This window comes from Cupriavidus phytorum (genome assembly GCF_003254285.1).
Lineage (GTDB): Bacteria > Pseudomonadota > Gammaproteobacteria > Burkholderiales > Burkholderiaceae > Cupriavidus > Cupriavidus phytorum.
Genome location: NZ_QKZN01000016.1, coordinates 47927 through 65080, shown reverse-complemented (window position 1 = coordinate 65080; position 17154 = coordinate 47927). Strand labels below are relative to the sequence as shown.

Annotated in this window: 16 protein-coding genes; 6 read left to right on the top strand and 10 right to left on the bottom strand. The window is 69.1% G+C overall.

What is annotated here, in order from left to right; genetic code table 11:
* Positions 1 to 54 precede the first annotated feature (54 nt).
* Positions 55 to 486 carry a VOC family protein gene (locus C7416_RS26315; RefSeq protein ID WP_111521600.1) on the top strand — a complete coding sequence of 144 codons (432 nt, stop codon included), beginning with the start codon at positions 55 to 57 and terminating at the stop codon, positions 484 to 486.
* Between the two features lie 21 nt (positions 487 to 507).
* Here the strand turns inward: C7416_RS26315 and C7416_RS26310 are convergent, their stop codons facing one another.
* Both C7416_RS26310 and C7416_RS26305 read right to left on the bottom strand, forming a co-directional pair.
* Entirely contained in the window at positions 508 to 831 is a 324-nt protein-coding gene (locus tag C7416_RS26310; protein ID WP_111521599.1) for a thioredoxin family protein, read from the bottom strand.
* A 124-nt stretch (positions 832 to 955) separates the two neighbouring features.
* Entirely contained in the window at positions 956 to 3277 is a 2322-nt protein-coding gene (locus C7416_RS26305) for an ATP-dependent DNA helicase (protein ID WP_111521598.1), read from the bottom strand.
* A gap of 184 nt (positions 3278 to 3461) precedes the next feature.
* On the opposite strand from C7416_RS26305, the gene C7416_RS26300 reads away from it, so the two are divergent.
* Positions 3462 to 5039 carry a fatty acid--CoA ligase gene (locus tag C7416_RS26300; RefSeq protein WP_111521597.1) on the top strand — a complete coding sequence of 526 codons (1578 nt, stop codon included), beginning with the start codon at positions 3462 to 3464 and terminating at the stop codon, positions 5037 to 5039.
* 7 nt (positions 5040 to 5046) lie between these two features.
* On the opposite strand, the gene C7416_RS26295 is transcribed toward C7416_RS26300, so the two are convergent.
* The 3 genes from C7416_RS26295 to C7416_RS26285 form a co-directional block, all read right to left on the bottom strand.
* Positions 5047 to 5520, bottom strand: coding sequence for an RES family NAD+ phosphorylase (locus tag C7416_RS26295; protein WP_111521596.1), 474 nt, complete (start codon positions 5518 to 5520; stop codon positions 5047 to 5049).
* Positions 5517 to 6032: a type II RES/Xre toxin-antitoxin system antitoxin gene (gene parS / locus C7416_RS26290; RefSeq protein ID WP_111521595.1), complete on the bottom strand. Its 516-nt coding sequence runs from the start codon at positions 6030 to 6032 to the stop codon at positions 5517 to 5519. Before parS ends, C7416_RS26295 begins: the two co-directional genes overlap by 4 nt.
* A gap of 93 nt (positions 6033 to 6125) precedes the next feature.
* On the bottom strand, positions 6126 to 7085 hold the full coding sequence (locus tag C7416_RS26285) for a DNA-binding protein (protein WP_111521594.1): 960 nt from the start codon (positions 7083 to 7085) through the stop codon (positions 6126 to 6128).
* 113 nt (positions 7086 to 7198) lie between these two features.
* On the opposite strand from C7416_RS26285, the gene C7416_RS26280 reads away from it, so the two are divergent.
* Complete coding sequence (locus C7416_RS26280; RefSeq protein WP_111521593.1) at positions 7199 to 8320, top strand: site-specific integrase; 1122 nt, start codon at positions 7199 to 7201, stop codon at positions 8318 to 8320.
* A gap of 242 nt (positions 8321 to 8562) precedes the next feature.
* A complete protein-coding gene (locus tag C7416_RS26275; protein WP_092316998.1) occupies positions 8563 to 8988 on the top strand; it encodes a hypothetical protein in 426 nt (141 codons plus the stop codon).
* 37 nt (positions 8989 to 9025) lie between these two features.
* Here the strand turns inward: C7416_RS26275 and C7416_RS26270 are convergent, their stop codons facing one another.
* From C7416_RS26270 to cls, 4 genes are all read right to left on the bottom strand, one after another.
* Entirely contained in the window at positions 9026 to 9208 is a 183-nt protein-coding gene (locus tag C7416_RS26270; RefSeq protein ID WP_111521592.1) for a hypothetical protein, read from the bottom strand.
* Positions 9209 to 9285: 77 nt separating this feature from the next.
* Positions 9286 to 9606 (bottom strand): hypothetical protein, encoded by a 321-nt coding sequence (locus C7416_RS26265; protein ID WP_111521591.1) that lies wholly within the window; start codon positions 9604 to 9606, stop codon positions 9286 to 9288.
* Positions 9607 to 9939: 333 nt separating this feature from the next.
* A complete protein-coding gene (locus C7416_RS26260) occupies positions 9940 to 10584 on the bottom strand; it encodes a TetR/AcrR family transcriptional regulator (protein WP_062803149.1) in 645 nt (214 codons plus the stop codon).
* Positions 10585 to 10708: 124 nt separating this feature from the next.
* A complete protein-coding gene (gene cls / locus C7416_RS26255; RefSeq protein WP_111521590.1) occupies positions 10709 to 12145 on the bottom strand; it encodes a cardiolipin synthase in 1437 nt (478 codons plus the stop codon).
* A 443-nt stretch (positions 12146 to 12588) separates the two neighbouring features.
* Here cls and C7416_RS26250 point away from each other — a divergent pair, with 443 nt between their 5' ends.
* Positions 12589 to 13344 (top strand): response regulator transcription factor, encoded by a 756-nt coding sequence (locus C7416_RS26250; protein WP_111521589.1) that lies wholly within the window; start codon positions 12589 to 12591, stop codon positions 13342 to 13344.
* Between the two features lie 6 nt (positions 13345 to 13350).
* Here the strand turns inward: C7416_RS26250 and C7416_RS26245 are convergent, their stop codons facing one another.
* Complete coding sequence (locus C7416_RS26245) at positions 13351 to 15201, bottom strand: EAL domain-containing protein (RefSeq protein WP_111521644.1); 1851 nt, start codon at positions 15199 to 15201, stop codon at positions 13351 to 13353.
* A 245-nt stretch (positions 15202 to 15446) separates the two neighbouring features.
* Here C7416_RS26245 and C7416_RS26240 point away from each other — a divergent pair, with 245 nt between their 5' ends.
* Positions 15447 to 17072 carry a methyl-accepting chemotaxis protein gene (locus tag C7416_RS26240; protein WP_111521588.1) on the top strand — a complete coding sequence of 542 codons (1626 nt, stop codon included), beginning with the start codon at positions 15447 to 15449 and terminating at the stop codon, positions 17070 to 17072.
* Positions 17073 to 17154: the final 82 nt, after the last annotated feature.

Sequence of the window (17154 nt, the reverse complement as noted above, 5' to 3'; positions counted from 1 at the left end):
AACCCGCAGGCCGCTCCGCGGCCCGGTCAAAACCTTCCCTCCAAAACAAGCCCCATGAACACGACTTCCACGATCCCCTTGTTCCACCTGGCGTTTCCCGTGCGCGACCTGGCCGAGGCGCGCAGTTTCTATGGCGGGTTGCTGGGCTGCCCGGAAGGCCGCAGTTCCGACGCGTGGGTGGATTTCAACTTCTATGGCCACCAGGTGGTAGCGCACCTGTCGCCCGATGAATGCGGCCACCGTGCCACCAGCGCCGTCGATGGCGACGACGTGCCGGTGCGCCATTTCGGCGCGATCCTGCCGATGGACCAATGGGAGGCGCTGGCCGAACGCCTGCGCGCGGCCGGCACCCGGTTCGTGATCGAGCCGCACGTGCGCTTCAAGGGCCAGGTCGGCGAACAGGCCACCATGTTCTTCCTGGACCCGTCCGGCAACGCGCTCGAATTCAAGGCCTTTGGCGACCTGAGCCAGGTGTTCGCGAAGTAAGCCGGCGCCAGCGCGCGGCGGTCAGGCGATGCGGCGCATCGCCTCGCGGATGGGCTCTGCTTCCGTGGGGCGCACCAGCCTGGCCACTTCCTGGCCGTCGCGCAGGAACACCAGCGTCGGCCACAGCTTGATGCGGAACGAGCGGCCCAGCGGCCGTCCGCTGCCGTCTTCGATCTTCAGGTGGCGCAGGTCCGGATGCACGGAAAACGCCTCGGCCAGCGCCGGCTGGGCCCGCTGGCAATAGCCGCACCACGGCGCGCCGAACTCCAGCACGGTGGCGCCGGACAGCGTGTCCACTTCGGTGCGGGTCGGCTCGGTGGCGGCATAGTGTTGAGTCATCGGCATGGTGTTTCCTTTCGGTTGGCGCGTGACGGTGTGCCTGCCAGATTCGTTCCAGGCCAGCGCGAGGCCGACCTGAGGCGGGGCTACGGCGCCAGCATGCCGCATCCGCGGCGCCAGCGTGTAATTTCTACGCCGCCGGCGCGATTTCCCACCAGGACGGCAGCAGCTCCCGCACCTCCGCAGCGGCAAAGCGGTCATCGATCAGATACAGCACGCCCTGGTCCTGCTGCGTCCGAATCACCCGGCCCGCGGCCTGCACCACCTTGCGCATACCGGGATACAGGTAGGCATAGGCGTAGCCCCGGCCGAACGCCTGCTCCATGCGCGCGCGGAACTGCTCGTTGACGGCGTTGAACTGCGGCAGCCCCAGCGTGGCGACGAAGGCGCCGATCAGGCGCTCGCCCGGCAGGTCGACACCCTCGGCAAACGCACCACCGAGCACTGCAAAGCCAATTCCCTCGCCGCCTTCCGCAAAGGCCTCAAGGAACGCCGCCTGCGCGGCTTCGTCCATGCCCCGCGCCTGGACCCAATGCGGGATATCCGGGTGCGACCCGGCGAAGCGGGCGACGGCCTGCTGCAGGTATTCGTGGCTGCTGAAGAAGGCCAGGTAGTTGCCGCGGCGCGCGCGGAACTGGTCCGCCATCAGCGCGACGATGTCCGGCAGCGACTGTTCGCGCCGCGCATAGCGGGTGGAGATGCGCGCGGCAATCCGCACCGACAGCTGCTCGGCGCGGAACGGCGATGGCACTTGCACGCGCGCGCAATCGGACGGCAGGCCCAGCGTGTCGAGGTAATAGTCCGCGGGATCGAGGGTCGCGGAAAACAGCGTGACCGAATGCGCGGCGGCAAGGCGCGGGCGCAGGAACGGGGCCGGGATCACGTTGCGCAGGCAAAGCCGCGCATGGTGGCCGCGGCGCCGCGGCACGCGCTGGATATCGAACAGCGAATGCGCATCGAGCTGTTCGGCCAGCCGGGCGAAATGCAGTGCGTCAAAGTAGAAGCGCTGCAGCGCCGGATCGTGCGCGCCCGGATGCTCGGTCATGTAGGCCAGCGCTGCCGCACAGCATTCTTCCAGCGCGCGGCGAAAGGCCGCGGGCACTTCGGGCAGGACCTCGTAGGCATCGTCACCCCGGCGCGCGAGTGTGCTCCACTGCCGCGCCAACCGTGCCAGCGGCCGGGATAGCGGCGCCGGCGCGCCGCGGCGCAGCTCGCGCAGCGCTTGCGGATCCAGCTCCGCCGTGTACATCGCGCGGCCGCGCTCGACCAGGTTGTGGGCCTCGTCCACCAGCACGCTGGCGCGCCAGCCATTGGCCACGGTCAGCGCGTACAGCATCGCGCTGCGGTCGAAGTAGTAGTTGTAGTCGGCCACCACCACGTCGCTCCAGCGCACCAGCTCCTGTGCCAGGTAGTAAGGGCAGATGCCATGTTGCCGCGCGAGTTCGCGCACCGCGGCGCGGTCGCGCACCGGCACGGCGCGGGCCGCTTCGCGCGCGGCCGGCAGGCGGTCATAGAAGCCGCGCGCCAGCGGACACGATTCGCCATGGCAGGCCAGCTCCGGATGCTCGCAGGCCTTGTCGCGCGCCGTCAGTTCGAGCACGCGCAGCGGCTGCGCGCCATGGCCGCGCAGGGCTGCGGCGGCATGCAGCGCCACCCCGCGCCCGGTGGAACGGGCCGACAGGAAGAACACCTTGTCGAGCCGCTGGCCCGGCATGGCCTTTAACACCGGAAACAGCGTCCCGACCGACTTGCCGATGCCGGTGGGTGCCTGCGCCAGCAGGTGGCGGCCGGCGCGATTGGCGTTGTAGACCGCCTGCGCCAGTTCGCGCTGGCCTGGGCGGAAGCCCTGGTGCGGAAACGCCAGCTGCGCCAGCGCGGCATCGCGCGCCTGCCGGTGCGCCAGCTCGGCCTGGGCCCAGTGCAGGAAGCGCTCGCAGGACTGGACGAAGAACGCCTCGAGCGCCGGCGCGTCGAAATGCGCCACCACCGGGTGCTCGCGCTGGCTGACGATATCGAAATAGACCACCGCGATCTCCAGCCCTGGCAGCCCCAGCTTGCGGCACAGCAGGCAGCCATAGATCCTGGCTTGCGCCCAATGCAGGTGGCGGTGGTTGTCCGGCACGGCGGCGTCGCCGCGGACCGTCTTGATTTCCTCGAGCCGGTTGGCAGCCGGATCGTAGCCATCGGCACGGCCGCGGACGTGGAGCGGTCCGAAATCCGCGGACAGCGCCACTTCCGCCTGATAGCCCGCGCCGCGACGGCTGGCCACCACGCCATGCCCCGCCACCCCTTCCTGCGCCGACGGCGTCGGCACGAAACGCAGGTCCAGGTCGCCCGCCTTGGCTGTGAACTCGCACAGCGCGCGCACGGCAACGACGTAAGCGGGCTGCGCTGGCGCAGCGGGCGGTGCGGGCGTGACAGGAGGGGGCGCGGTGGCGGCGGACACAGGCAATGGGCACAGCGGAAACTGTACAAATATACAGTAGCGGCCTGGCCAGGAACGCTCTTACCGCCCCACGGACATAAAGAAAGAGCAAATCGTTATTTCCATGTGTCCCACACGTCGCTCTATATTGTCCGGCTGACAAGACAACGAGCGCCTGCCAGCCTGGCAGCGGACACGACGGAGCCCGACCTTGACCTGCGGCATCACCCTTGGCGACACCCTTACCTGGTCCGCGCGCAACCTGCCGCGCAAGACCGCGCTGGTCAGCGGCATCGGCGCCGGGCGGCGCGCGTGGACCTTTGCGCAGCTGGATGCCGAGGTCAACCGCCACGCGCATGCCTTGCAGTCGCTCGGCATCGGCAAGGGCGATGTGGTGGCGGCCTTCCTCTACAACACGCCCGCCTTTGTCTTTACGCTGCTGGCCACGGCCCGCCTCGGCGCGGTCTTCAACCCGGTCAACTACCGCCTGGCGGCGCAGGAGCTGGCCTACATCCTGAACGACGGCGGCGCCAGGGCGCTGCTGTTCGAGCGCGAAGGCGCGGCCGTCGCGGCAAAGGCCGCCGAACTGGCGCCCGGCACCACGCTGCGCCTCTATGCCGACGTCGGCCCGGCACCCGCCTTCGCCACGCACCGGCTCGACACGCTGGCGGCGGACCAGCCAGACACGCCGCCAACGGTGACGGTCGACGAGAATGATCCCTGCATCCTGATGTACACCAGCGGCACCACCGGCCGGCCCAAGGGCGTCATGCACACCCATCGCAGCAAGCTGCAGCACAACGCGATGATGCACCAGGCCATGATGCTGTCGCGCGAGGATGTGGGCCTGTCGATCGCGCCGCTGAACCATACCGCCGAGCTGCACACCAGCTTCCTGCCGCGCCTGCAGGTCGGCGCGACCCAGGTGCTGCAGCGCCGCTTCGATGCGGGCGAGGCCTGGCAGCTGGTCGAAGCCGAGGGCGTCACGCACTTCTTCGCCGCGCCGACCATGGTCGGCATGCTGCTCGACCACCCGGACGCCGCCACCCGCGACCTGTCCTCGCTGCGGCTGGTGGAATACGGCGGCGCTTCGATGGCGCCGCACCTGATCCGCGAATGGAACCGCAAGATCGGCGCCGGGCTGGTGCAGGTCTACGGCACCACGGAAATGGGACCATGCATGTCGGTGCTCTACCCGCACGAACAACTAAGCCACGCCGGCTCGGCCGGGCTGCCGGCGCTGGGCCACGAGCTGGTGGTGGCAAGGCTGCGCGACGACGGCGCACCGACCGACCCGTCGCAGCCATGCGCGCCGGGCGAAGTCGGCGAAGTGCTGGTGCGCGGCCCGTGCATGATGCAGGGCTACCTGAACCGCCCGGACGCCAACGCGCGCGCGCTGGCGCACGGCTGGTACCACACCGGCGACCTCGGCAGCGTGGATGCCGACGGCTACCTGTGGATCCGCGACCGCATCGACTACATGATCAATTCCGGCGCCGAGAACGTCTATCCGCGCGAGGTGGAAGACTCCCTGATCGAGCATCCCGGCGTGCTGGAAGTCGCGGTGATCGGCGAGTCCGATCCCACCTGGGGCCAGGTCGTCGCCGCCTACGTGGTGGCGCGCGGCGAGGCCGCGCCGAACGCGCAACAGCTCGATGCCTTCCTGCTGCAAGGCGACCGGCTTGCCGCCTACAAGCGGCCGCGCCGCTACCATTTCGTCGAAGCGCTGCCCAAGACCACCAGCGGCAAGATCCAGAAACACCTGCTGCGCGCCGGCGGCGCGGCGTGATCCTGCCTCAGGCCAGGCGTGCGTCGTACTGCCAGCGGCGCACCTTGGCATAGGCCAGCCGCCCGGCATCCGCGTGCAAGGGATTGACCAGCACGTTGTACTCCTCGGGAATCACGATCGAAGGCACCAGCAGCAAGGCGCTGGTGCCGGCGCGTACCCAGGCCTCGCCGGCGTCGAGGCTGGTCTTGCCGGCGGGAATGGCATCCCAGCCGACGGGCGCGCTGGCAGCCGTCAAGTGGCCTGCCTCGGCCCACAAGTCGTCGGGGATATCGATGCGGACCAGGTAGCGGTTCAGCGGCAGGCCGGCCGAGCCCAGGTGGACCAGCGTTTCCAGGCACGCCAGCGCAATGCTGGACGCCGCGTAAATCAGCGGCGTGCCCTGCCGGTTCCAGCGTCCCCCGGTCGCCTTCGCGCCGGCGCCGCTGGCATCGTCCGCGGTGTAGAGGGGCGTGTCGGTCGCGATGCGCCAGGCCGGCCTCAAGCGTAGGCCCCGCTCTGCATCCGCGCCACCAGGTCGGAGACGATGCGCTGGCCCGCGACGGTATCCATCAGCGCGGCGGGACGTTGCCCGCCCAGCGCCGGCGACGGCTGCTCCAACCACTGCGCCACCCACTGCGCCGCATTGAAGCCGCGCGCATCGCCCGAGCCTTCCACCAGCGCCTGCACCTGGCCAACCAGCCGCACCATGCCCAGCACGCGCTCGCTCTGCTCGCTCGACAGGTTCTGGTGAGCGCGCGCCTTGCGGTCGACGGTGGCACGCGGCAAATCCAGCGTCTTGATCAGCTGTTCCTTGCTCGTCCCCATCGATTCGGCCAGCCGGTTGAGGTCGGAAGCCGGCACGCCCTCGCGGATGGCGTGGATCACCGCCATGGCGCCCTCGGACGACAGCGTGGCCTCGTAGACGGCCAGGTAGCTATTTACGCCGAGTTCGCGGGCGGGCCGGCGTCGGTGTGCGAGCGGATAATGGCCTTCGGGCGTGAGCGTGCGCGGCATGGCAGACCTCATCAAATGAGCCTTCACTATAGCTCAATTGATTTATCGCCAACATGCCCTACGCTGCGCTTTTTGCCGGAAGGCACGGTTGGCCTACAGCCTGCGGCCACGCCGTCGCCCCTTGCCGGCGGACAGCGCCATGCGGGCCGGCCGGCTCCGCCGGGGTGGCATTGCGGCAGCCGCGGGTTCGGCAGGTGCCGCGCCCGCTTGCTGTCGATACTCCGCCAGCAAGTTTTCCCGCTGGCGCACCCGCTCTTCCAGCACTGCAATCGCCTGGCCGAGCCGGGTCATTTCGCTGCCCTGGCGCGACGCCGCCTCCGCGGCCCGGCTCAGGCGCTCGACCGCCGCCTTGCGTTCGGCCTCGAGCAGCTTTTGCGCTTCCCTGGCGGCCACCCGCGCCGCGTCGAGTTCCAGCGCCATGCGGCGCTCGTTGGCGGCGGTGCGCTGCATCAGCGTTTCGCGTTCCTGGTCCCATGCCGCGCGCCGGGCTTCAAAGTCGTTCTGCATCGCATGGCGCGCGGCAAGCGCTGAGGCATGCTCCGCGCGCAGCGCTTCGGCTTGCTGCTGCCATGCGGCCGCAGCGGTTTCCCCACGCGCGGCGCGCTCGGCCGCCTCGTCGCGTGCCCGCGTCAGTTCCGCCATGGCAGCCTCCGCGCCTTCCAGCCGCGCCTGCATGACCTGGCGTTCCTGCGCCAGCGCTTCGCGCTCCTGCTGCAGCGCGGTGCTCGCCTCCGCCAGTGCGGCTTCCCGCTGCGCCAACGCGGCCTCGGCCGAGGCTCTGGCGCTTTGCAGCGCCGCCTCCCACAGGTATCGCGCGGCTTCCGTGACGGGCTCGGGACAGCCTGGCGCCGGCGCGAAACCCTGTGGATCCTGGATCCGCCCGCCCAGCGCAGCAAACCACGCATCCAGGTGCGGGCTTACCGTGTTCGGCGACCCTCGCCCCAGATGCAGGCGGATGCGTTCGATGGTCGGCCGCTGGCCGGCCTTGAGCAGGCTGTCGGCGGCTTGCCAGACGTCGTCGCGGGTGATGCCTCGGCTGCGGAGCGTTTCCATGGGCAGGACTCAACTGATTACTCGAAAGTCACAAATAAGGTTCGATAATGAAGGCTTATCGGTTGTTATCCCTTATTTATGTATGATATATTACAGCATACATCATATTTAATATGATCAGAATCCGAGACGCCCACGAGGCATACTTTCCACCCATTCCCTCCGATGTCGACTTACCGGCCCCGCTCCGCACGTCCCAACTGGATCCTCTCGCCGAGCAGGCGGCCAACGCGTTGCGCCAGGAAGGCGAATCCCGAAACACGGTGGCAAGCTACCGCTCCGCATTGCGCTACTGGTCTGCCTGGTATGCCCTGCGCTACCGGCAGCCAGTCCGGCTTCCGCTTGCGCCCGCCGTCGTTATCCAGTTCATCGTCGACCATGCCACGCGCCAGACGCCGCAGGGCCCTGTCTGCGAGATGCCGGCCGCGATCGACCAGGCGCTGGTCGCTGACGGATGCAAGGCACGACCCGGCCCGCCCGCGCTGTCGACGCTGACCCACCGGCTCGCGGTCATTGCCAAGGCCCATCAGTTGCAAGGCCTGCCTAACCCCTGCGCCGATGCCGGCGTGCGCGAGCTGATGGCCAGCACTCGCCGCGCCTATGCGCGCCGCGGCCACCGCCAGGCACGCAAGGCCGCCCTGACGCGCGCGCCGCTGCTGCGCCTGCTCGATACCTGCGATGGCTCGCTAGCCGGGTTGCGTGACCGCGCGCTGCTGCTGTTCGCGTGGGCCAGCGGCGGGCGCCGCCGCTCCGAAGTCGCGCGCGCCACCATGGACCACCTGACGCGCGTGGGGCCCGGGGACTTTGTCTATGTGCTGGGCTGGTCGAAGACCAACCAGTCAGGCAGCGAGCACGCCGATACCGCCAAGCCCGTCACCGGCGCCGCCGGGCAGGCGCTCGAGGCGTGGCTGGCCGCCGCGGGGATCGAGCACGGCCCGCTGTTTCGCCGCATCCGGCGCGGTGGGCATGTGGGTGAAGGCTTGTCGGATGCGGCAATCAGCCGCATCGTCAAGGCACGTTGCGCGCTGGCGGGACTGGACGGCGACTATTCCGCGCATTCGCTGCGCTCGGGCTTTGTCACGGAAGCGGCCGCGCAGCAAGTGCCGCTGGCTGAAACCATGGCCATGACCGGCCATGCCAGCGTCTCGACGGTGGTCCGTTATTTCCGCGCGGCCGATGCACGGCGCTCGCGCGCGGCCGATCTGCTCACACCCGATGCCACCGGCAGCCCCTGAGCGACTCGCCATGTCCGCCAACCATGCGCCGGGGCCGGCGCAAATACGGGTATTTCGCTAGCCGGCGCCTCTGGCTCGCCCCGCGGGGCCTGCCTATACTGGCAGGCGCGCGGGACAGTGCCGGCACAGGCCGGACGCCGCGCACGGAACATCCGGCAGACAGTCACCGCCGCGCAAGCGCTGGCGGTACAGGCGCGCGACGACGCGCCGCTGCCCGGACCCGATCAAGTGGAAACGCGGAGATGGGCATGCCCAACGAACAATTCCTCGCCACGCAGGAAACGCGCCGCTCTGGGCTGAAGGCCCTGCGCGCGGCCCTGCTGCAGGTTCACAAGGAAGTCATCGGCTATGACCGGGCCCAGTACGAACGCCTGAACGGTCCGATTCCGGCCGGCCTGTTTGTCCAGCTGGTGACTGAAGACAACTACTTCCGCTGGCTCGACCCGCTGTCGCGGCTGATCATCGAGATCGACGAAGAGCTCGAGGCCAAGGAACACCACGACGACACCTGCCGTGCCGTCGGTCGCGCCGCCGAAAAGCTCTTCAGCGACGGGGCCGACCCCGCGTTCCGCAAGCGCTACCAGGAAGCGCTGCAGGACGAGTCCGGCGTCATCGTCGCGCACGGCCGGCTGATGTCCGTCATCGGGCAACTGCGCCAGCTCCCCTAGCGCGCCCGCGCTTCCGGACGCCTTGTTTCCCCGCGCTTTACTTGCCCGGCTTCGACTTGCCGGGCCGGCGCGGCACGTCGGTGTCGACCGCGACCGGGTCGCTGGCGGGGAAGGTATCCTTCAGCGCCTCATCCAGTTCGCGCTCGATCAGTTCGTCGCTGGATGGCTGCTGCGCTGGCTTCGTCGGCTGGGGCTGGTGCTTCTGTGCGGGCTTGCTCATGGCGATAAGGCTCCGTTGGCGACCGTGAACCGATGGTAACCCTGGCGGCCCCGCATTGCCATGCGGACGCCCACCCGTCAGTGGCCTCTGCCGCCACCTCCTCTGCCGCCGCCTCGCCCGCCACCATGCCAGCCACCGCGCCCGTGATGGCGATGGCCATGCCAGTGATGACCGCGTCCACCGCCGCCATAGATGAAGGCGAAGCTGCCATAGGCCGGCCACGGACGGTAGTACGGATAGCCGTATGCCGGATACGCGGGATAGGCCGGGTAGGTCTGGTAGTACGGCGTCGACACCGTATAGGCGGGATATGCCGGATACGGGTCGCCGGCATACGGGTACGCAACGCATCCTGCCAGCGCGGTCGCGACGAGGACCACTCCGATTCCGTATTGCATGATGCCCCTCCTCACCGTCAGCGCTCAGCCTGCCAGACCTGGCAGGCACGCAAATTAGACCGCGCAGCCAGCCCTGCATTCCGGTGAACCGCACCCGCCCGACGCGCCCCCGGCCAAGCCATGGCCGTGCGGGTGCCTATATCGGGACAAAACAAAGGCATATTTAAGAAGTGTCCGATATTCAGATGAGAATCAACGGAATACATTGTTCTTGCACCCGACCCTGGGTGCCCGATAGAGCCAGGTTGCCCCCCTTCCTGGCTCCTTACGTTGCCACGATGGTCCCCGCCATCGTGGCATTTTTTTTGCCGCGATTTATGCCGCAATTTCAGGCTACAGGCCTTTCTCGACCATCTCGAGCACGCGCTGCCCCAGGATCTCCGCCTGCTCGCTGGCGCGGCTGCGCAGCGGTCCGTCGATCAGCAGGATCGCCAGGCCGTGCACGGCCGACCACGCCAGGTATTCGGCGCCCGGGCGGCGCTCGGCCGGCAGCACCCCCGCCTCCACCAGCTGGTCCAGCGCCGCGCCCAGCAACTGGAACGGGTTCAGGCCGCTGTTGCCGGCCTTGGCCGGGTCGGCGTCGTCTTCCACTTCATCCGGCACCGAGAACGCCGTGCGGAACAGGCCGGTTTCCGTGAGGGCAAAACGGAGGTAACCCGTGCCGACCGCGCGCAGGCAGGCGCGCGCATGCGCGGCGGCGCCACGGCCCGGGCGCAGCCCGCCGATTTCGGCCTCCATGGCAATCGCCAGCGAAGACAGCGCCGAGGCGCGCACCGCCTGCAGCAGGTCTTGCCGGCTGGCGAAATGGCGGTACGCGGCATTGGGCACCACGCCCGCGCGCCGCGTCGCTTCGCGCAGCACGATGGCGTCGGGACCGCCCTCGCGTGCCAGGTCGATGCCGGCATCGAGCAGCGCGCGGCGCAGGTCGCCATGGCGATAGGTCGCCCGTGCGGGCGGTGCGGAGGCCTCCCGGTTCATGCGGGCCTCCCGGAAAACGAATGACAGTTCATGATGTGCAGAGTCTTATAGTGAACAGTGTACACAATCAAACTGTCACAAGCTCGTTGCATCGACGATGGGACGGGCGCTGGCAGGCCGCGGCTCAGAGGATCGGCGCGAACAGCGAGGCGACGTGCATCGCCACGCGCAGCGGTGCCGGTGCGGCGAGGAACTCGTCCAGCCCGACCCGGCGGGCCTGCGCAAAATCCGCCTCGAGCATTGCCGCCACCTGCGCCGCAAAGCCCTCGTCGGCGGTCATCACCATCAGCTCGAAATTGAGCCGGAACGAGCGGTTGTCGAGGTTCGCGGTACCGATGGCGGCGGCCTCGTCGTCGATCAGGATCACCTTCTGGTGCAGGAAGCCGGGCTGGTAGCGGTAGATCTTGATGCCGGCGGCAATGGCCTTGTGCGCGTACAGCGTGGAGGCGGCATAGACCACCAGGTGGTCCGGTCGCGCCGGGATCAGGATGCGCACATCCACGCCGCGCAGCACCGCAAGGCGCAGCACCGCGAACACGGCCTCGTCCGGCACGAAATACGGCGACGTGATCCACAGCCGGTGGCGCGCCGACTGGATTGCCTCGACAAAGAACAGCGAGCAGGTTTCCTGCGCATCGGCCGGCCCGGACGGCACCACCTGGCAGGTCATGCTTCCGCCCGCCTCGGGCGGCGGCATCAGCAGATGCGGCACCTCGCGCGCGGCCCAGTACCAGTCTTCGGCAAAGGCCATCTGCAAGTCGAGCACGGCGCTGCCGCGCAGCGCGATATGGGTGTCGCGCCAGGGCGCCAGCGGCGGACGCTGGCCCAGGTATTCGACACCGACATTGTGGCCGCCGATGAAGGCTTCGCAGCCGTCGACGACCACCAGCTTGCGGTGGTTGCGGAAATTGAGCTGGAACCGGTTGACGAAACCGCGATGCGTGGAAAACGCCTTCGCCTCGACCCCGGCATCGAGCAGCGTGCGCACATAGCGGCGCGACATGGCGTGGCAGCCGATGCGGTCGAACAGGAAGTACACCTTGACACCGGCCTGCGCGCGCTCGCACATCAGCGCCTGCAGGCGCCGGCCGAGCGCATCGTCGTGGACGATGAAGAACTGCACGATCAACACCTGCCGGGCGCGCGCCATCGCCGCGAAGATCGCCTCGAAGGTCTGCTCGCCGTCGATCAGCAGGCGCACATCGTTGTTGGCCAGGCACGGCATGCCGGTCAGGCGCGGCAGCGCGCGCATGCAGGCCTGCACCGGCGCGTGGACCACGCAGGCGCTGCGGGCCTCGCGCTCGCGCGGGGTCATGCCGTGGCGGATTTCGCGCAGCCGGTCGTCGTTGAAGCGGCGCGCGTCGACATAGCCAGCGAAGGTGCTGCGCCCGAAGATCAGGTAAGGCACCAGGGTGAAGTACGGCATCATCAGCAGCGAGCCGGCCCAGGCAATCGCGCCCGGCGCGGTGCGCACCGTCATGACGGCATGCAGCGCGGCCACCACGCCTACGACGTGAAAGGCCAGCACGATGATGGCGATGACACTCGGGCTCTGCAGCATCGGTGGGCTTGTGTCCGCTGACCGGTTCGCGATGCGCGCTATTTTGGCACAGCACGGTCCGGATGTAGGCACCCGCTGCCTACCGGCTGCCCACCGGCTGCCGGCTTTGCCTTCTTTTTTGGCACGCCGATGGCATCACGGTGCCAGGCCGCTGTCAGGGCAGCGTGCCCCCGTTTGTCCACAGGAACTGTGGACAACTTTCCGTAGCGCCCGGCAGCTGCCGCGGCATCACCATCGACTGCGCCTCGATCGTGGCGAACCACGAAAATCGACAGATATTTCAGCAATGTCTGATTGTTTTTCGGACCGCACTTTTAATACGCTTTCCGGCTAGGCAACGCGGTGCCATCGAGGTGCCGTGGCCGGGGCTGTCCGACCGCGGCCCGGGCGCTCCTTGCTGCTTTCGCCTTACGGTTCGTATCCTGCCCTGTGGTCCGCCTCCGATGAATATTGCGCTGCTCATGGGCTTTTCGCCCCAACTCCGTACCGTGGCCGAACTGCTGGAGGGCGCCGGCTTCCGTTGCCGCGTGTTCGAGACTGGCCGCGAGCTGATCCACCGCGTCAGCCAGGAACTGTACGACATGCTGCTGATCGACGATGCCCTGCCCGACCTGCCGGCGCTGGAAGTGGTGCGCGCGGTGCGCAGCGCGCGCTCGCGCGATGTGCCGATCATCCTGCTGGCCACCGACAACAGCGAAGACAAGCTGGTCGATGCGCTCGACGCGGGCGCCGACGACTACGTTTGCCGCCCGCTCAATGCGCGCGTGCTGATGGCGCGCATCACGGCATTGCGCCGGCGCGTGACCGGCGAACGCCTGCGCCAGGGCCTCGTGGTACAGGCCGGCCCCTACCAGCTCAACAGCATGGGTCGCTTCGCCACGCTGCACGGCGAGCGCATCGCCATGACGCCGAAGGAATTCGACCTGGCCATGATGCTGTTCTCGAATGTCGGCCGTGTGCTGGCCGCCGAGCGCATCCAGCAGGCGATCTGGCGGCATGAACTGCCACCGCTGTCGCGGGCGCTGGCGGGCCTGATCTCGCGGCTTCGCAAGACCCTGCGCATCGGCGTGGCCAACGGCATCGTGATCACGGTGGTCTACGCGCACGGCTACCGGCTCGACGTGCTGGAAGAGAGCATCGCGCCCAGGCTGCCAAAGCCACCGACGCGGCCCTCCATGCCCGGCCCCGCGAACAACTGAGCCGCGCTACGCCGGCAGCGTCGCCGACAGCGCCAGGAAGTCGAGCACGGCCATGCCATCGGCGGAGCGCTTGGCCTCGCGCTTGGCCGCTGCCGCCGCGGCGCCGATCTGCTGGCTGCCCAGGCGCTGCAGGCCGGCAACGCCCTCGCCGCTGACGCACACCACCCCCACCGCCATCGATACCGGAGGAAAGAACACCGGCCGCCCGTGCCGGTCTTCGCCATGCATGCCGCCGGCGGCGCGGTCGGGCGGCGCATACATGGCGCGCGCGGCATCGTTGAAGCGCAGGATCGCGGCCCGCATGCGCTCGGCCCAGTCGGCGCTCTGGTACAGCACCAGGAAATCGTCGCCGCCCACATGGCCCAGGAAGTCGCGCGCCGGGTCGCACGCCTCGGCCAGGATCGCGGCCGCGCCCTTGAGCATCTCGTCGCCTTTCCAGTAGCCGTACTTGTCGTTGAACGGCTTGAAGTGGTTCAGGTCGACATAGCAGGCATGGAACTCGCTGGCGGCTTCGATCAGGCGCTCGATATGCTGGTTCAGCGGGATATTGCCCGGCAGGAAGGTCAGCGGATTGGCGTAGCGCGCCGCCTCCATGCGCACCTCGGTGATCGCCCGGATCAGGTCGGCGCCGGTGCCGAGCCCGATATAACGGCCCTGGTCGGTGATGACGAAGCCGTCGGCTAGCGAGCGCGTGTTCTCGCCCGACAGGATCTGCGCCATGTCCTCCAGACTGGCGCGCTGGTCGAAGCAGGCCGGATCGCGGCTGGCCATGGCGATGCAGGCCTTCTTGCCATAGAGTTCGCGATGGAACGGCGCCGCGTAGCGGTCGATAAACGCCTGGCGGCCGATGATGGCCAGCGGCCGCCCCTCGTCATTGACCACCGCCACCGCCTGCAGCTCGGGCTGGTCCTGGAAGGTGCGCAGCACCGCATCGTTGCTGGCCGACGGCGACACCGTCGGCGCCGGCCGCAGCAGCCGTCCCGCGGTGATGCCGGACCAGCCCGAGCGCACCATCTGCGGAAACACGGCAATGCGGCGCGACGCCAGCGCCTGCCGTACATGCAGCGCGGCCTGCGCCGCCGGTTGCGCCACCGGCCGTCCCACGTAATAGCCCTGGGCGCCGGTCACGCCCAGGTCGCGCACCACGGCCAGTTCATCTTCGTCTTCAATGCCTTCGGCGATCACGCGCCCGCCGAAGGCACTCATCATGCGCAGCAGCGCGCGCAGGATCTCCAGCCGGCGCGAGCAAGACGCGATGCCGCGCACCAGCGACTTGTCGATCTTGACGAAATGCGGCGACAGGTGCGCGAGCAAGTCGAGGTTGGCGTGCCCGGTGCCGAAATCGTCCAGCGCGTACTGCATGCCGAGCTCGCGCAACACCGCCATGGCCACGCCAAAACTGGCGGCATCGCCGATCGGGGTTTGTTCGGTAACCTCGATCACCAGCCGCGACGGTGCAATGCCGGCTTCGAGCAGCGCCGCCATCAGCCGCCCCCGGTCCGCCAGCAGGTGGCGCAAGGTCTGCGGGCTGAAATTGAGAAAGAGCTTGCCGGGCAGATCGAAGCCGCGCCAGGCGACCAGCGCGGTGCGCGCCGCCTCGACCTCCAGCGCAATGGTGGCGGGAACGCCCTGCGCCAGCCGGAACAGCGCGTCCGGTGCCGCCCACGGCGAGGCGACGGGCCCGCGGATCAGCGCTTCGTAGCCGAGGATGGCGCCGCTGTCCGCCTGCACGATGGGCTGGAACACGGCGTGCAGCGGCGGCAGACGCGCCGGCGCAAGCACGGCCCCGCCCGGGACAACGCTGGCAGCGGCGGGCGTGGGATCGTGCTGGGAGGTGGCGACAGTCAGGCCATTCATGGGAAGCAAGCGGGGGATGGTGCGGCAGCGGTCAGGGCGCAGCGCGGCCCACATTGCATGACATCCATATGACAGCACGATGACAGTCCATATTGGAAGGATGTCACGTTGACGTCACGTTGATCGACGACGATCCCGTGCGCCGCAGCGACTGTCCCGTACAGAGGACGGCGCCAGCGGCGAATCGGGTCAAGCCCGGGCTGCGCAGGCTGGTCACGCCGGCGCGCCCGTCTGGAGTCATCTCCGTGTTGCAAGCTTTCAAGACATCCCTGCCCGGCCAGCCTCGGGCAGTTGCCCCCGCGCGCTGGCTGGCGCGGCTGGGCCACCTGCCGCTGGTGGCGCGCCTGTGCGCCGCCTTTGCCCTGGTCTACCTGTTCGGCGCCGCGGTCGGCCTGACCGGCATCGCCAACCTGGTCTCGATCAAGGCGCGCACCGATACCCTGTACCAGCACGACATGCACGGCGCCATCTCGGCGGAGCGGGCGCAATCGGCACTGGCCGCGCTCGGGCGCGCGCAACTGGCGCTGACCATGGCCACCAGCAGCACCGAGCGCGACGGCGCCGCCGACGAGATGGCGGCGGCGCTGTCGCAGCTCGATGCAGCACTGGCCGGCGTGCAGCGGGCCGCCCCGGTCCAGGCGGCGCCACTGCTGCGCGAACGCCAGCGCGCCGGCGAACTGGCCCAGGCCTACGTGGCGTTGCTGCGCAAGCAGCCGCTGGATCCGCTGCAGTTCGACAGCGCGGTCTCGGTCGATGGCCATTTCGTTACCGAGCAACTGCAGCGGCTCAGCAAGCAGGTCGAGGCCGTACGCCGCCAGCAGGAGCAGCAGGCCGCCGCCACCGTCGCCAGCGTCGCCGCCAGCCAGTTGCGCGCGCAAGCCTGGATGGCGGGCCTGCTCGGCGCCAGCCTGTTCGCTGCCGTCGCGCTGGCGTGGATTGCCGCGCGCAGCCTGCGTGCCGAACTTGGAGGCGAGCCGCGCGATGCCGCCGACATCGCCCGCCGCATTGCCGCCGGCGACCTGACCGCCCCGATCGCGCTGCGCCCCACGGACCACAGCAGCATGCTGCACCATGTGTCCAGCATGCGCGACCAGCTGGCCGGCGTGCTGGCGCGGATCCAGGCCAGCGCCCACGAGATCACCGCGGCCAGCCAGCAGATCGCGGCGGGCAACCAGGCCCTGTCGGCACGCACCGAGCAGCAGGCCAGCGCGCTCGACGCCACCACCGACAGCATGCAGGCACTGGCGGCGCACGTCGCCGCCGCGCATGCGCGGGCCACCGAATCGAGCGAGATGGCCAGCGCAGCCCGCGCCGCCACCGACGACGGCGCGGCCGTGGTGCAGCGCATGCGCGGCGCCATGGACGCCCTGCACGGCCATTCGCGCCATATCGCTGAGATCGTCGGGGTGATCGAGAGCATCGCGTTCCAGACCAATATTCTGGCGCTGAACGCCGCCGTGGAAGCCGCGCGTGCGGGCCCGGCGGGCCGCGGCTTTGCCGTGGTGGCGCAGGAAGTGCGCGCGCTGGCACAGCGCAGCGCCGCGGCAGCGCGCGAGATCGGCGGCATTGTCGGCAATGCCACGCACGAGATCCAGCAAGGCGCCAGCCTGAGCGGCAGCGTGGTGGCGGCGATGGACCGCATTGCCGCCACGGTGGGCCACAGCCATGCGCTGGCCGAGGGGCTGCGCGCGCTCGCGGACGAGCAGGCCGGCAGCGTGCAGGGCGCCGGCCGGGCGGCGAAGCAATTGCGCCAGACGGCCCGGCAGAATGCTGCGCTGGTCGACGAACTGGCGGGCCAGGCGGCGCGTCTCGACCAGCAGGCCGCGGCGCTGGCCAGCGACGTGGCGCGCTTTCGTTTCCAGCAGCCGTGACCAGGCAGTCGCGGCCAAGATGTGTCGGGTCGAAACATTTGTCATGACGACGTAACCGGCATTTACGTCTTCCGCGACGAAG

Coding starts and splice junctions, on each gene's coding strand:
- C7416_RS26315 (WP_111521600.1), top strand. CDS start 55: ATGAACACGACTTCCACGATCCCCTTGTTCCACCTGGCGTTTCCCGTG.
- C7416_RS26310 (WP_111521599.1), bottom strand. CDS start 831: ATGCCGATGACTCAACACTATGCCGCCACCGAGCCGACCCGCACCGAA.
- parS (WP_111521595.1), bottom strand. CDS start 6,032: ATGCCGCGCACGCTCACGCCCGAAGGCCATTATCCGCTCGCACACCGA.
- C7416_RS26285 (WP_111521594.1), bottom strand. CDS start 7,085: ATGGAAACGCTCCGCAGCCGAGGCATCACCCGCGACGACGTCTGGCAA.
- C7416_RS26280 (WP_111521593.1), top strand. CDS start 7,199: ATGATCAGAATCCGAGACGCCCACGAGGCATACTTTCCACCCATTCCC.
- C7416_RS26275 (WP_092316998.1), top strand. CDS start 8,563: ATGGGCATGCCCAACGAACAATTCCTCGCCACGCAGGAAACGCGCCGC.
- C7416_RS26270 (WP_111521592.1), bottom strand. CDS start 9,208: ATGAGCAAGCCCGCACAGAAGCACCAGCCCCAGCCGACGAAGCCAGCG.
- C7416_RS26265 (WP_111521591.1), bottom strand. CDS start 9,606: ATGCAATACGGAATCGGAGTGGTCCTCGTCGCGACCGCGCTGGCAGGA.
- C7416_RS26260 (WP_062803149.1), bottom strand. CDS start 10,584: ATGAACCGGGAGGCCTCCGCACCGCCCGCACGGGCGACCTATCGCCAT.
- cls (WP_111521590.1), bottom strand. CDS start 12,145: ATGCTGCAGAGCCCGAGTGTCATCGCCATCATCGTGCTGGCCTTTCAC.
- C7416_RS26250 (WP_111521589.1), top strand. CDS start 12,589: ATGAATATTGCGCTGCTCATGGGCTTTTCGCCCCAACTCCGTACCGTG.
- C7416_RS26245 (WP_111521644.1), bottom strand. CDS start 15,201: ATGAATGGCCTGACTGTCGCCACCTCCCAGCACGATCCCACGCCCGCC.